General features: G+C 63.7%; 11 protein-coding genes. 3 read left to right on the forward strand and 8 right to left on the reverse strand.

What is annotated here, in order from left to right:
- Positions 1-25: 25 nt before the first annotated feature.
- The 4 genes from NY023_RS01265 to rfbC are packed head-to-tail and all read right to left on the reverse strand — an operon-like array spanning position 26 to position 4286.
- Entirely contained in the window at positions 26-481 is a 456-nt protein-coding gene (locus NY023_RS01265) for a YiiD C-terminal domain-containing protein (RefSeq protein ID WP_013970468.1), read from the reverse strand.
- Positions 481-1887, reverse strand: a complete 1407-nt coding sequence (locus tag NY023_RS01270; RefSeq protein ID WP_013970469.1) for a sigma-54-dependent transcriptional regulator — start codon at positions 1885-1887, stop codon at positions 481-483. The genes NY023_RS01265 and NY023_RS01270 overlap by 1 nt, the downstream gene beginning before the upstream one ends.
- A complete protein-coding gene (locus NY023_RS01275) occupies positions 1884-3698 on the reverse strand; it encodes an ATP-binding protein (protein WP_024087997.1) in 1815 nt (604 codons plus the stop codon). The genes NY023_RS01270 and NY023_RS01275 overlap by 4 nt, the downstream gene beginning before the upstream one ends.
- 42 nt (positions 3699-3740) lie before the next feature.
- Positions 3741-4286 (reverse strand): dTDP-4-dehydrorhamnose 3,5-epimerase, encoded by a 546-nt coding sequence (gene rfbC, locus NY023_RS01280; protein ID WP_013970471.1) that lies wholly within the window; start codon positions 4284-4286, stop codon positions 3741-3743.
- Positions 4287-4565: 279 nt separating this feature from the next.
- Here rfbC and aguA point away from each other — a divergent pair, with 279 nt between their 5' ends.
- A complete protein-coding gene (gene aguA / locus NY023_RS01285) occupies positions 4566-5672 on the forward strand; it encodes an agmatine deiminase (protein ID WP_013970472.1) in 1107 nt (368 codons plus the stop codon).
- 184 nt (positions 5673-5856) lie between these two features.
- Positions 5857-6054, forward strand: coding sequence for a hypothetical protein (locus NY023_RS01290; RefSeq protein WP_080563721.1), 198 nt, complete (start codon positions 5857-5859; stop codon positions 6052-6054).
- A 132-nt stretch (positions 6055-6186) separates the two neighbouring features.
- Here NY023_RS01290 and NY023_RS01295 read toward each other — a convergent pair whose 3' ends face one another.
- Positions 6187-8265, reverse strand: a complete 2079-nt coding sequence (locus tag NY023_RS01295) for a TonB-dependent receptor (RefSeq protein ID WP_013970473.1) — start codon at positions 8263-8265, stop codon at positions 6187-6189.
- A gap of 505 nt (positions 8266-8770) precedes the next feature.
- On the opposite strand from NY023_RS01295, the gene NY023_RS01300 reads away from it, so the two are divergent.
- The gene (locus NY023_RS01300) at positions 8771-10090 is read left to right on the forward strand and encodes an OprD family porin (protein WP_013970474.1); all 1320 of its coding nucleotides are present in this window, start codon (positions 8771-8773) and stop codon (positions 10088-10090) included.
- A 117-nt stretch (positions 10091-10207) separates the two neighbouring features.
- Here the strand turns inward: NY023_RS01300 and NY023_RS01305 are convergent, their stop codons facing one another.
- The 3 genes from NY023_RS01305 to NY023_RS01315 form a co-directional block, all read right to left on the reverse strand.
- Complete coding sequence (locus NY023_RS01305) at positions 10208-11875, reverse strand: FMN-binding glutamate synthase family protein (protein WP_013970475.1); 1668 nt, start codon at positions 11873-11875, stop codon at positions 10208-10210.
- 115 nt (positions 11876-11990) lie between these two features.
- Positions 11991-13379, reverse strand: a complete 1389-nt coding sequence (locus NY023_RS01310; protein ID WP_013970476.1) for an ATP-binding protein — start codon at positions 13377-13379, stop codon at positions 11991-11993.
- A gap of 1 nt (position 13380) precedes the next feature.
- Positions 13381-14100, reverse strand: coding sequence for a response regulator (locus NY023_RS01315; RefSeq protein ID WP_023661060.1), 720 nt, complete (start codon positions 14098-14100; stop codon positions 13381-13383).
- Positions 14101-14122: the final 22 nt, after the last annotated feature.

The raw sequence follows: 14122 nt of genomic DNA on the forward strand, positions 1-14122 counted from the left end.
CCAGCCTGTTACCAAGTGGTCCGTGTCAGCGGTGCAGCACGTACTGGCCGCTGAATTTCACCGCAGGCTCGTCACTACCGGCATTGCTCACCGTGGTCTCCAGCGTCAACCGTGCCCGCCCGCGCCGCTGGTACATGGTCAGGAACCGCTCCCAGGTCTTCTCATCCGGCGCCGCACAGCGCGCCACCGCCGCCCCGGTAACCGGCAGCGGATAACTGATCTGCCCTTCCTGGATGACGATATGCCCGTCATCGATACCCGACTCGCGCAGGCGCAGGTGCAGCCAGCCCCAGCCCACCAGCACTGCGGCGCAGTACAGGCTACCGCCGAACATGGTGCTCTTGTGGTTGACGTTGGCCGCCAGCGGCAATTGCAGGCGCAGGGTGTGCTGCTGCCAATCGAGCACTTCCAGGCCCATTTCGCGGGTCAGGGGGATGTCGCCGTGCAGGACGGTCTGCAGGTACTGGCTATCGGTGTTCATTAACGGTTGTCCTCTTGATCGTCATGCCCGCCGCTACCGCCATCGAAGCTCAAGCCATGCTTGCGCAGCTTGTCGTGCAAGGTTTTGCGGGGGATACCCAGCGCCTCGGCCAGGCTGCGCATGGAGCTGTGTGGCTGGGCCAGTTCGGCAGCGATCAGCGAGCGTTCGAACTGCTCGACCTGTTCGCTGAGGTTGCCGCTCGGCATCGGTGCCGAAGGCATTGCCGCCGGCGGCGCCTGGCCGTCCAGAGCCAGTTCCAGGCCAAGGGCGAAACGCTCGGCGGCGTTCTGCAGCTCGCGTACGTTACCGGGCCAGTCGTGACGCAGCAGCATGGCGCGCTGGGCCGGCTGCAGGGAGTGTGGCGGCAGACCATGGCGCTCGCTGGCGGCGTCGGCGAAGTGCTGGAAAAGCACCAGGATGTCATCGCCGCGTTCGCGCAGCGGTGGAATACGCAGCGGCGCCACGTTCAGGCGGTAATACAAATCGGCGCGGAACCGCCCTTGGTCAGCGGACTGGCGCAGGTCCTCCTTGGTCGCGGCGATGATGCGGATGTCCAGCGGGATCAGCTGGTTGCCACCCAAGCGCTCGACCACCCGTTCCTGAAGCATGCGCAGCAGTTTCACCTGCACATCCAGGCTCATGCTCTCGATTTCGTCGAGGAACAGCGTGCCGCCGTTGGCGAACTCGAACTTGCCGATGCGGCGTTTCTGCGCGCCGGTGAACGCCCCGGGCTCATGGCCGAACAGCTCGCTTTCGACCACCGACTCGGCCAGTGCGCCGGCGTTGATCGCCACGAACGGCCCGTCGCGGCGGCTGGACAGGTCGTGCAGGGCGCGGGCCACCACCTCTTTGCCGGCACCGGTCTCACCCAGGATCAGCACGTCGGCGCGAGTGCCGGCCAAGGCGCCGATCTGCTCGCGCAAGCGCTGCATGGACGGCGACTGGCCCACCAGGCGGGTGGCCAGTTGCTGGCGGTCGCTCAGGGCCAGGCGCAAGCTGCGGTTGTCCAGCACCAGGCGGCGCAGGGCCAGGGCGCGGCGCACGCTGTCCAGCAGGGCGTCGCTGGCAAAGGGTTTTTCCAGGAAGTCATAAGCCCCGGCGCGCATTGCCTGCACCGCCAGCGGCACATCACCGTGGCCGGTGATCAGCAATACCGGCAGCTCGTTGTCACGGCCGTGCAGTTGTTCCAGCAGCTGCAGGCCATCGATACCCGGCATGCGGATGTCGCTGACCACCACGCCGGGCCAGTCGGCCTCGATGCGTTCGGCCAGGCCCTGGGCGTCGGCCAGGGCGACCACCTTGAGCCCGGCCAGGTCCAGGGTCTGGCTCAGGGCCTGGCGAAGGTGCGGGTCATCATCGACCAGGATGACCTGGGCTCGGCTGTCGATCAGTGTCTCGGTGGTCATGCCGAGGGGTCCTCCGAATTGGGCAAAGTAGCGCCAGGCGCGGCCACTCGCAGCTGCAGGGTCAGCAGTGCGCCACCTTCCGGGTGGTTGGCCAGCAGCAGTTCACCGCCCAGGGCACGCATCAGGCTTTCGCAGATGGCCAGGCCCAGGCCCAGGCCCTGGGTGCGGGTCTTGGTGGTGAAGAACGGCTCCTTGGCGTGCTCCAGGGCCTGGCGGCTGAAGCCGGGGCCGTTGTCGCGAATGTACAGGTAGACGCAGTCATCGCGCTGTTCGGCACTTAGCCACAGGCGGCGCGGGTTGGCTTTTTCGGTCAGGGCGTCGAGGGCATTGGCCAGCAGGTTGCCGAGCACCTGGCGCAGGCGGGTCTCGCCGGCCTGTACCCACAAGGTGGCTTCCGGCAGGTCGCGGATCAGCTCCACGGCCATCGCCCGGCGGCGCTTGGCCAGCAGCGCCAGGGCGTCGTCCAGGGCCGGCTGCAAGGCCACGCTCTCCGGGGCATGGCGGTCACGGCGGGCGAAGGCGCGCAGGTGGGCGATGATCGAGGCCATGCGCCCGGTCAGCTCGCCAATCAGCTTGAGGTTGCCGCGGGCTTCTTCGGTTCGCTGGTGGTCGAGCAGGATCTCGGCGTTTTCCGCGTAGCTGCGGATGGCGGCCAGCGGCTGGTTGAGTTCGTGGCTGATGCTGGCCGACATGGTGCCGAGCACCGACAGCTTGCCGGCCTGTACCAGTTCGTCCTGGGCGCGCACCGCCTCCTGTTGGGCGTTCTCACGCTCCAGTACGGCGCTCTTGAGCCGGGTGTTCAGGCCTTCGAGGTCGGCGGTGCGCTCGGCCACGCGTTTTTCCAGTTCCTGGCGGCCGCGTGCCTCGAAGTCGATGCGGTCGATGTAGTGACGGCGCCGCTGCATCACCAGGCCGGCCAGCAGTATCAGCACCAGCAGGGTGCCCGCGCCGATGGCCATGACGGTTTGCACCGAACGGTCGACCAGCATGCGCGGGGCGAGGATGCTGACCTGCCAGCCGGTTTCCTTGATGTCGCGGGTCTGGCTGATCCAGGCGTCCGGGTTGAGCACCAGCGGCTGCGGGGCTTGGGTCGGGTAGGGCTGGATGGCGATGATCGCCTGACGCTCGGCCTCGGTCAGCGCGCGGGTCGCGCGGAAGCGCCAGTCGGGCCGCGAGGTCAGGATGACCACGCCATTGTGGTCGGTCAGCAACAGCTGCTCTGGGGTGCGGCCCCACAGGGTTTCGGTGTGGTCGAGGTCGACCTTGACCACCAGTACGCCAACGATGCGTTCACGGTCTCGCACGGCGGCGGCGAAGAAGTAACCGCGCTTTGCCGATGTGGTGCCCTGGCCAAAGAAGCGCCCCAGGCGGCCGGCCATGGCTTCGTTGAAGTAGGGGCGGAAGGCGAAGTTGCGGCCGACGAAGCTGTCGCGCTTGTCCCAGTTGGAGGCAGCCAGGGTATTGCCGCTGACGTCCATCAGGTACATCACCTCGGCGCCGGTCTGCTGGACGATGTCCTTGAGCAGGCGGTTGGCATTGGTCACTGCCTCCAGGCGGAGCGGGTCGGCCAGCACACCGCGCAGCGCCGGCAGGTCGCCGAGTATCTGCGGCAAGGTTTCGTAGCGGTGCAGGGTACCGAGCAGGTTGGCGACGTACAGGTCGAGGGTCTGTCGGTTCTGCGAGGCCAGTTCTTCCTGATAGTAACGTTCGGCCAGGTGATGCAGGGGCCACAACAACGGAACCAGGCACACGGCCAACAGGGCCAGGCTGCGCCAGCGGGGACGGCGTGGGGGCGTGGGTTTTGCAATCATCAGGTAAATGCGCCAGAAAGGTCTGCCGCAATTATGCGCTAGTTAAGGCAGCAGTTCCGCCTCTGCCAGCGGCAGGCCGAGCTTGTCCTTGTCCGAGAGCACGGGTGGCTGCTGCAACCCCCAGTCTATGGCCAGCGTCGGGTCATCCCAGCGGATGCAGCGGTCGGCGCCCGGGTTGTAGTAGTCGGTGGTCTTGTAGAGGAACTCGGCCGACTCGCTCATCACCGCAAAGCCATGGGCGAAGCCGGGGGGAATCCATAACTGGCGATGATTGTCGGCCGACAGCTGCACCGCGACCCATTGGCCGAAGGTTGGCGAGCTCTTGCGCACGTCCACGGCAATATCACGGATTTCCCCCTGCACCACGCGCACCAGCTTGCCTTGGGTGTTTTCCACCTGGTAGTGCAGGCCACGCAGCACACCCTTGATGGAGCGCGAGTGGTTGTCCTGGACGAACTGGACATTCACGCCGGTTTGCCGGGCGAACTCACGGGCGTTGAATGCCTCGAAGAAAAAACCACGGCTATCACCGAAAACCTTCGGCTCGATGATCAGTACTTCAGGGATCGCGGTAGGGATGATGTTCATGGCGGTTCGCTGGCCCGTTCTGCTCATGTATTGACCCTAGCCGGTCTGGCCGTTTTTTCCGCCTCGGGCTTCAACGGCGTTCACAAGGGCTGGCTATGGTAGATGTCGTGCCGTTTTGCTTCTCGGTCAAGGTTGGGGGTTTATCGATTGTTATCGATTTAATTCCCTTGCATTCTCATGATTTTCCCGATTATCGGGCTTCAAATATCGATATATATCGGTTATAAATTGACAAACGCCCCAGCACAGTCCGGCTCAGGGCCATCACAGAGGTCAATCATGAAAACCCTCAACTCCACTCCCCGTGCCGATGGTTTCCACATGCCCGCCGAGTGGGCCCCGCAAACCCAGGTGTGGATGGTCTGGCCGGAGCGCCCGGACAACTGGCGCCTTGGCGGCAAGCCGGCGCAGGCTGCCCATGTGACCCTGGCCAAGGCCATTGCCCGCTTCGAGCCGGTAACCGTCGCGGTTTCCGCTGGCCAGTACGAAAATGCCCGCCGCCAGCTCGACCAGCCGAACATTCGCGTGGTCGAGATCAGCAATGACGATGCCTGGGTGCGTGACACCGGCCCGACCTTCGTCATCAACGACCAGGGTGAAGTGCGTGGTGTGGACTGGGGCTTCAATGCCTGGGGCGGCTTCGACGGCGGCCTTTACGCACCGTGGAACCGTGACGAGGAGCTGGCGGCCAAGGTCCTGGAAATGGAGCGCTGCCAGCGCTACCACACCGAAAGCTTCGTGCTCGAGGGCGGCTCGATCCACGTGGACGGCGAAGGCACGGTGATTACTACCGAAGAATGCCTGCTCAATCGCAACCGCAACCCGCACCTGAACCGCGAGCAGATCGAAGCGGTGCTGCGCGATCATCTGGCGGTGGACACCGTGGTCTGGTTGCCGGATGGCCTGTACAACGACGAGACCGATGGCCATGTCGACAACTTCTGCTGTTACGTGCGCCCGGGCGAAGTGTTACTGGCCTGGACCGATGATTCCAACGACCCCAACTATGCACGCTGCCATGCCGCCATGGAGGTGCTGAAGAACACCCGCGATGCCAAGGGCCGCGAGTTCATCGTGCACAAAATGCCGATCCCGGGCCCGCTGTTCGCTACTGCCGAAGAGTGTGCCGGGGTCGATCAGGTGGCAGGCAGCCAGGAGCGTGACCCATCGGTGCGCCTGGCAGGCTCGTACGTGAACTTCCTGATCGTCAACGGCGGCATCATCGCGCCTAGCTTCGACGACCCGGCAGATGCCGAGGCCAGAGCGATCCTGGCGAAGATTTTCCCCGACCACGAGGTGGTGATGATCCCTGGTCGTGAGCTGCTGTTGGGTGGTGGCAACATCCACTGCCTGACCCAGCAGCAACCGGCACCGGTAAAGCGTTGAGCGCACGGTGAATCAAGAGGCCCGTCATGACGGGCCTTTTTTATTCGCGAGGGCCGTCCGCAGGCTGGTGCTGGCATAAGTTTTGTATTGTTTTCAGTGAGATAGCTCGGCCATGCCGCGCTCTCGGACCTGTAACAATCCTTACGTAGATTAGCCGCTCACGGGCCAGGGAGTACGTGTAGAAATGAACGCAGCAAGTGAGTCGGCTTTGCGCCCATCGGCAGTGAATCACCAATCGCTCAGGCTTGTGGCGAAGTGGTTGAAACACCATGGAAGCATCAGGGTCAGGACGACCGACCCACGACGTCTGCTTGCCGGACGATACCCCCAAGGGCTGATCAGCGAAGCAGAAATGCAGGCGCTGATGGCGGTGTGGCACTGATCGATTGCTTAAACCTGTGCTGGCCCCTTCGCGGCTAAAGCCGCTCCCACAGGTACCCCACTGGGCTCGATACATGTTGGGTACCTGTGGGAGCGGCTTTAGCCGCGAAGAGGCCGGCACAGGCAATAAAGATCAGAAGCTGTAGCTACCAGTCACCACCAGGCTACGCGGCTCACCCACCTCGATCTGCGCCGCACTGGTCGCCGAGCTGTAGTAGGTCTTGTCGGCGATATTGCTCAGCGCCGCCCGCACATCCCAGTCATGCGTGCGGTACCCCGCCAGTGCATCCCAGCGGCCATACCCCGGCAGCACCGTGGTGTTCTGGTTGTCCGCATAACGCTCGCCTACCAACGTCAGGCCGGTTTCGGCGTACCAGCCCAGTTCCGGTTTCCAGGTCACGAACAGGCTACCGTTGCGCTTGGCCACGTCATTGATGCGGTTGCCTTCCTGGCCGTTGTTGTCCTTGACGATGGTCGCGTCCTGCAGGCCGATGCCACCGCGCACGTACCAGTTGCCAACGATGTTGCCGGTGGCGGTCAGCTCGATACCGCGCGAACGCTGCATGCCGCTGAGCAAGATGTTTTCCGGGACAAGCGGGTCGCGGGTGCGGCGGTTGTACAGCTCCAGCTCGTAGATGGCCAGGGTGGTGGTCAGGCGCTGGTCGAGCCAGTCGCTCTTCACGCCGATTTCCTTCTGACGGGTTTCTTCCGGCTTGGCGTCGTTACCGTTGCCTTTTGCGCCTGGGGTGATGCCGATCAGCCCGCCGCCAACCGGCGAGAAGGTCTTGCTCCACGAGGCGTAGAACGAATGGTCGCGCCACGGTGTATAGACCACACCCAAGCGTGGGCTGGTGCTGTTGCTGTCCTGTGTTTCGCGCACGCCATCCTTGTTGGTGGTCTGCACGTCGAACTGGTCGAAGCGTACACCGGCAAGAACCTGCCACTGATCGTTCAGGCGGATCTGGTCTTGCAGATAAAGGCCGCGGCTATCGACCACGGTATGGTTGTCACTAAACAACGTCATTGGGCCATTGAGCTGCTGGTTGCGGCCGGGCTTGCCCAGGCCCTGCAATTTCTGGTCGACCGCTTTGTACAGCACCGGGTCGCGCTTCTGGTTGCCGAACTCCAGGCCCAGCAACAGCTTGTGCTCCAGGCCCAAGGTGTCGAAGTCGCCCTCGGCCTCCAGGGTGTTGAACAGGTTTCTGGTGTTCAGGTCCTGCTGCCAGCGCTGGCGGGTCAAGGTGTCGGTGCTGGCGTCGTAGCCCGTGACGTAGGTGTTGTCGAACTCACTGTCGAGCTTGAACAGGCCCAGGGTATGGCGCAACTGCCAGGTTTCGTTCAACTGGTAGTTAAGGCGCGAGCGCAGCGACTGGGCGCGGTCGTCGATGTAGTCGCGCTGGGTGTCGCCATAGGTGGTGCTACGGCCGACATCGGCCGGGCGGCCGTTGACCCCGGGGATGCCTCGGTCCGGGGTGCGGTTGTAGCGGCTGTATTCGTATTGCACCAGCCAGTTCAGGTCGGAGGTGACCTGCCAACTGATCGACGGGGCGAACAGCTGGCGGCTGCCGTCGATGCCGTCGCGGAAGCTGTTGTTGTCCTGGTTGCCCATGTTCAGGCGCAGGCTGACGGTGTCGCTGGGGTCGGCACTGAGGTCGGCATACAGGCTGCGCAGGTCTTCGCTGCCGGCCTGCGCCTCGATGCTCGAACGGCGGCCGTGCTCCGGCGCCTTGCTCACCCGGTTGACGATACCGCCCTGGCTGCCACGGCCATAAAGCACCGCTGCCGGCCCCTTGAGCACTTCGACCCGCTCGATGTTATGCAGGTCGCGGATGTACTGGCTGTCGTCGCGAATGCCGTCCAGGTAGAAGTCGTTGCTGGCTTCGAAGCCGCGGATGCGCACGCTGTCGAAGCGGGTGTCGGCACCGCTGCTGACGTTGGGGATGCCTTCCAGCGCCTTGCCCAGGGTGTTGCTGCCGTAATCCAGCACGTTGACGGTCTTCACCGTGTCGATGGCCTGCGGCACATAGCGTACTGGCGTCGAGGTGCGGGTCGCGGTGCTTACCTCCTTGACCCGCGGGTTGTCCTCTTCGCGTTCACTGTCGGCGGTTACCGACAGTTCCGGCAGGGTGGTGGTGGCGGCACTGGCCAGGCCGGCGCCGAACAGCAGCGACAGGCCAAGCGTCAGGGGTGAAAGACGGCAGGGTACAAGCATGAGCACATCCGGAGCGAGCAGGTGAAAAAGAGGTGCGGATGGTAATGCTTGTTATTTGCTATTGCTTGAGTATTTGTAAAGGCTTGTCATTACATCTGTGTCAGTTTGTTACGGTCTCTGCCGCCCCGCGTTTCCGTGTAGGAGCAGCCTTGCGCTGCGAAGGCGCCCTGACAGGAAAATTGTCCGTTCGATCAAAAGGCTATTTCCCACACAAGATAAATTGTCCGCTGATAGCGCAAACCTGCATGGAAATGCACCAGACCCATAGGCAATTTTGGTTATATCAACCTGCATTTCACGACTTTTTGACATTTGTAATCGCACACGGCTAGGATTCGGCCAACGCCTGCTGGCCATGATCTTGGCCATGCTGCTGCCAGAGGCCGCCGTGTGATTACCGGCAGGCCTTCCAGTCTGGATCCGCATAGCGTCGAACCTACGAAGGGGCGTTGGTTCCTGGCGTCATATTGCAGAGCGTTTTTGATTAACAAATAAGGAAAACAACATGTTGAAAACCAGGATCAGCCTGGTCGCCCTGGCGATGATCGCCGCGACCCAGGCACAGGCCAATGATCAGGCCGACAGCAAAGGCTTCATCGAGGACAGCCACGCCAACGTCCTGCTGCGCAACGCCTACATCAATCGTGACAAGAAGCACGGCACCGACGACCAGATCGAATGGGGCCAGGGCGTCATCGCCAACTTCTCCTCCGGCTTCACCCAGGGCACCGTCGGTGTCGGCGTCGATGCATTCGGCCTGTACGCCGTGCGTCTGGACGGCGGCAAGGGCCACAACGGTGGCGCCGGTGTCGACTTCTTCAAGCCTTCGGACTTCAAGGACGAGAACGGCAACGCCAACTCGCCGCACAACCTGGCCCGTGGTGGCGCTGCAGTGAAGTTCCGCATCTCCAACACCGTGCTCAAGTACGGTGACCAGATGCCGGCACTGCCAGTGCTGCAGTACGACGACGCCCGTCTGCTGCCAGAAAGCTTCACCGGTACCCTGATCACCTCCAAAGAGATTCAGGGCCTGGAACTGAACGCCGGCCGCTTCACCCAGGAAGCGCGCAAGAGCGCCGAGCGCCGTGACGGTGGTGGCCTGAAGTCGATCAACGTCCTTGGTGGTAGCTACAAGTTCACCGACAACTTCACCGCTTCGCTGTACACCGCCGACAACGAAGACGTGATGAAGAAGCACTACCTGGGCCTGAACTACGTCTTCCCGATTGCCAACGACCAGTCCCTGACCCTGGACTTCAACGGCTACAAGTCGGACATCGACAACAAGTTCGTGAAATCCGCTGGGCTGAACGGCGACTCCAACACTATCTGGAGCCTGGCAGCCACCTACGCCTACGGTGCCCACTCGTTCACCATCGCCCACCAGCGCAGCACCGGCAGCACCGGCTACAACTACGGCTGGTACCAGAACGAGGGTGGCGTGGGTGACGGTGGTTCGACCATCTACCTGGCCAACTCGTACTGGTCCGACTTCAACGCCGAAGACGAGCGCTCCTGGCAGCTGGGCTACGGCCTGGACTTCGGTGCCTACGGCATCCCGGGCCTGACCTACAAGCTGGCCTACGTGGTGGGTGACAACATCAACACCCGCAACGTCGACAACCCGCAGGGCTTCGGTGAAGGTAAAGAGCGCGAGATCTTCAACCAGATCCGTTACGTGGTGCAGGACGGCCCGGCCAAGGACCTGTCGATCAAGCTGCGTAGCTCGTTCGTGCGTACCAACAACGCCGTGCAGCAGAACGGTTACAACGACGACGGCAACGAAGTCCGCGTATTCGTCGAGTACCCGATCAGCATCTTCTGATCCTGATCTGATGGCCTAGGGGCTGCTTTGCAGCCCATCGCGACACAAGGCCGCTCCCACACGATTCTGTAGGAGCGGCCTTGTGTCGCGAAAGGGCCGCAAAGCGGCCCCCGGCTTTCACGCCGTCTCCACCACTTCCCTGCGCCGCACCCCAGCAACCTTCACCTCTCCCTCCCCAGTCTCCGGCGCAAAGCTGTCACTACGCGCCATCCGCCACATCCGCGCATAAAACTCGCTTTCAATCGAGCCACTGAGCAATTCGCCCGGCTTGAGGAACGTGTGCAGGTCCGAGAACAGCCCGATTTCGCTAGGGCTGATACGCCGCGCCAGGTGCTTGGGCTTGAGCTCCGAAGGGTGTTCCAGGCCCGCGGCAGCCAACATTTCGGCCAACGTATGCAGCGTGTTGCGGTGGAAGCTGGCCACCCGCTCGGCCTTGTCCGGCACCACCAGGGCGCGCTGGCGCAGCGGGTCTTGCGTGGCCACCCCGGTCGGGCATTTGTTGGTATGGCAGCTCTGCGACTGGATGCAGCCAATGGCGAACATGAAGCCGCGCGCGGAGTTGACCCAGTCCGCCCCGATGGCCAGCACGCTGGCGATGTCGAAGGCGCTGACGATCTTGCCTGCCGCGCCAATGCGGATACTGGCGCGCAGGTTCAGGCCGACCAGGGTGTTGTGCACGAACATCAGGCCCTCGCGCATCGGCACGCCCATGTTGTCGCTGAACTCGCGTGGCGCCGCACCGGTGCCGCCCTCCTTGCCATCGACGACGATGAAGTCCGGAGTGATGCCAGTGGCCAGCATGGCCTTGGCAATGCCCATGAACTCCCAAGGGTGGCCCAGGCAGAATTTGAACCCCACCGGCTTGCCGCCCGACAGCTCGCGCAGGCTGGCCACGAACTGCAGCAACTCGACTGGCGTGCGGAAGGCACTGTGCGCCGCTGGCGAGATGCAATCTTCGCCCACGCGCACGCCACGGGTTGCGGCAATTTCGGGGCTGACCTTGTGCCCCGGCAGGATGCCACCGTGGCCCGGCTTGGCGCCCTGGCTGAGCTTGATCTCGATCATCTTCACCTGCGGCGAGCGCGCCTGCTCGGCGAATCGCTGCGGGTCGAAGCGGCCGTCCTCGGTGCGGCAGCCGAAGTAGCCACTGCCGATTTCCCAGATCAGGTCACCGCCATGTTCGCGGTGGTACGGGCTGATGCTGCCTTCGCCGGTGTCATGGGCAAAACGGCCCATGCGTGCACCGCGGTTCAGGGCAGCGATGGCGTTGGCGCTGAGGGCGCCGAAGCTCATGGCCGAGATGTTGAAGATAGATGCCGAATAGGGCAGGCGGCATTGCGGCCCGCCAATGGCGATGCGGAACGATGCCGGGTCTGGCGTGGCCACTGGCAGCATGGAATGGCTGATGAACTCGAAGCCGGGCTTGTAGGCATCGTTGAGGGTGCCGAAGGCCTTCTCGGCGCTTTCGTTCTTGGCCCGGGCGTAGACCAGCGAACGCTGCGAGCGGGAGAACGGCAGCTTGTCGTCGTCGCCCTCGATCAGGTACTGGCGGATTTCCGGGCGGATGGTTTCGATCAGGTAGCGGATGTTGCCCAGGATCGGGTAGTTGCGGCGCACGGCGTGGTGGCTTTGCCGCAGGTCGTTCAGGCCGACCAGGCTGAGCAGCGTGGTAATCAGTGTCAACGGCCACAACCAGGCATGCTGGGGTAGCAGCGGCAGGCTGGCGAAGGTGAACAGCAGGCAGAGGGCGAGGCAGGCGTAGCGGCTGGGTAGAGAGTGTTTCATGGGTCCATCGCAGGCAGGATGACCGGGCATAGGATAGGCAAAGGCGGGGAGGGGAAAACCTGGGTAATCGGTAAAAGACTGTTACCTGATCGCGTATTTCCAGGCTCATGCGCTCCTACAGGGGGGCGCGTAAAGGCTGATTGGGTAGCAACACGCTGACCCGCAACCCACCCCCCTCGCGGTTCGCCAACAGCAACTCGCCCCCATGGCTGGCAGCAATCCGCTGGGCGATGCTCAACCCCAGCCCATACCCCCCGGACGCCTGATTGCGCGACCCGTCACCGCGCACGAACGGGTCGATGATGGTCGCCAGCAGGCCCGGCGCAATCCCCGGGCCGCGGTCATCGATATGGATGAACACCCCCGTGGTCGCCTGCTCCAGCGTGACCGAAACCTCCTTGGCATAACGCAACGCATTGACCAGCAGGTTCTGCAGGCAGCGCTGCAGCAGCAGGGCATCGGCCTGCAGGCTGCCCGCCTGGCCATGCACCGGCAGTGGCTCTTCGGCAGTGGCCAGCTCCGCGCACTGGCGCACCACCAGCCGGTCCAGGTCTACCTGTTGCAAGTTCTGCTGCTCCCCCGCGCGCAGGTAATCGAGCACCTGGCCGATCATGTTGTCCATCTGCGCGATGTTCTGCCGCAGGCGTTGCCGGTTTTCGTCGTCCGGCAAGCGCTCCAGGCGCAGGCGCATGCGCGTCAGCGGGGTGCGCAGGTCGTGGGACACGGCGGCCAGAAAGTAGGCCTTGTCGTTGACCATCGCGATCAGCCGCTGCTGCATGGCGTTGAAGGCTTGGGCCGCCTGGCGCACTTCCTCCGGGCCATCCAGCGCCAAGGGCGGCTGCTCGAGGTTGCTACCCAGGCCGCGCGCGGCATCGGCCAGGCGCCGAAGCGGGCGCAGGCACAGGCGCACGGCTATCAGGCACACCAGCAATACCGCGACGATGCGCAGCGCGTACACCCGCAACAGGTAATCGCTGATCAGCACCCAGGCCGACTCGCCGCTCCAGCCTTGCAGTTCCTGGCCCTCGATGGTCAGCCAGTGCCCATCGGCCAACGGCACCGCAAACTGCAGATGCGCCTGGGCCGTGCGCAGGCCGAACAGGCTGCGCCAGACGATCGGCTGGCCCTGTTCGTCGGTCAACTGCACCTTCATCAGGCGCACGTCCTGGGCATGCCCCAACTCGTACTCGAGGGCCTGGTGCAGCAACAGCTCGACACGCCTGCGCCCGCGGCGCTCGTCCTGCACCGGCGTGGGCAGGGCTTCGCTGCACCGCAGTTGGTAATGGGCTGGCGCCTGCAGTGCACCGGCACGGCAGTCGGCCTGGGCGATCAACGGAGCGCTGCGTGCGGCAATCAGCCGGACAGGGGCCTCGAGAACCTGGGCAAAACGCACATCGAACCAGATGCTGCTGGACATCAACTGGATCAGCACGGTGCCGCTGACCATTATCAGCAGCAACTGGCCGAACAACGTGCGTGGCCACAGCCGGCGCAGCCAGCGCATGTCAGGCATCGGCCCCGTTGGCGGCGATGCTCAGCAAATAGCCTTCGTTGCGGATGGTGAGAATTTGCGCGGCACCCGCCGGCGCGTGGCGCAGGTGCTGGCGCAGGCGGCTGACGCACATGTCCACCGAACGGTCGTCGGGCAGGTGGTCGCGGCCGAACGCACTGCGCGTCAGCTGGTCGCGGGACACCACGCGGTTGTTGGCTTCCAGCAGCTCGCGTAGTACGCGGTAGTCGGAGCGGGGCAGGGTCAGGGTCTCGCCATCGGGGCGGGTGAGCAGGCGTTTCACGTGTTCCAGGCGGAAGCCGGCGAACAGCTGGGCATCTTCTACCGGCTCTACGGCGGGCGCATCCAGGCGTTGCGGACGACGCAGCACGGCCTTGATCCGGGCGATCAGCTCGCGTGGCTCGAAGGGCTTGGCCAGGTAGTCATCGGCACCCACCTCCAGACCGATGATGCGGTCCAGCGTGCTGCCCTTGGCCGACAGCATGATCACCGCCAGCCCCGGCGTGGCTTGAAGCTGGCGGCACAGGCTCAGGCCATCTTCGCCCGGCAGCATCAGGTCCAGCACCACCAGCTCAACCTTGTGCCGGGCCAGATGCTCGCGCATCTGCTCGCCGTCAGCCGCTGCCAGCACGTTATAGCCGGCATCTGTCAGGTAATCACATAGAAGTTCGCGGATCTCGTCGTCATCGTCGACAACAAGCAAAGTTGTGCTCATGCAGAAAAACACCTGTTCGGTT

This window comes from Pseudomonas sp. NBB, from assembly GCF_032701105.1.
GTDB classification, from domain to species: Bacteria; Pseudomonadota; Gammaproteobacteria; order Pseudomonadales; family Pseudomonadaceae; genus Aquipseudomonas; species Aquipseudomonas asiatica.

Coding starts and splice junctions, on each gene's coding strand:
- NY023_RS01265 (WP_013970468.1), bottom strand. CDS start 481: ATGAACACCGATAGCCAGTACCTGCAGACCGTCCTGCACGGCGACATC.
- NY023_RS01270 (WP_013970469.1), bottom strand. CDS start 1,887: ATGACCACCGAGACACTGATCGACAGCCGAGCCCAGGTCATCCTGGTC.
- NY023_RS01275 (WP_024087997.1), bottom strand. CDS start 3,698: ATGATTGCAAAACCCACGCCCCCACGCCGTCCCCGCTGGCGCAGCCTG.
- rfbC (WP_013970471.1), bottom strand. CDS start 4,286: ATGAACATCATCCCTACCGCGATCCCTGAAGTACTGATCATCGAGCCG.
- aguA (WP_013970472.1), top strand. CDS start 4,566: ATGAAAACCCTCAACTCCACTCCCCGTGCCGATGGTTTCCACATGCCC.
- NY023_RS01290 (WP_080563721.1), top strand. CDS start 5,857: ATGAACGCAGCAAGTGAGTCGGCTTTGCGCCCATCGGCAGTGAATCAC.
- NY023_RS01295 (WP_013970473.1), bottom strand. CDS start 8,265: ATGCTTGTACCCTGCCGTCTTTCACCCCTGACGCTTGGCCTGTCGCTG.
- NY023_RS01300 (WP_013970474.1), top strand. CDS start 8,771: ATGTTGAAAACCAGGATCAGCCTGGTCGCCCTGGCGATGATCGCCGCG.
- NY023_RS01305 (WP_013970475.1), bottom strand. CDS start 11,875: ATGAAACACTCTCTACCCAGCCGCTACGCCTGCCTCGCCCTCTGCCTG.
- NY023_RS01310 (WP_013970476.1), bottom strand. CDS start 13,379: ATGCGCTGGCTGCGCCGGCTGTGGCCACGCACGTTGTTCGGCCAGTTG.
- NY023_RS01315 (WP_023661060.1), bottom strand. CDS start 14,100: ATGAGCACAACTTTGCTTGTTGTCGACGATGACGACGAGATCCGCGAA.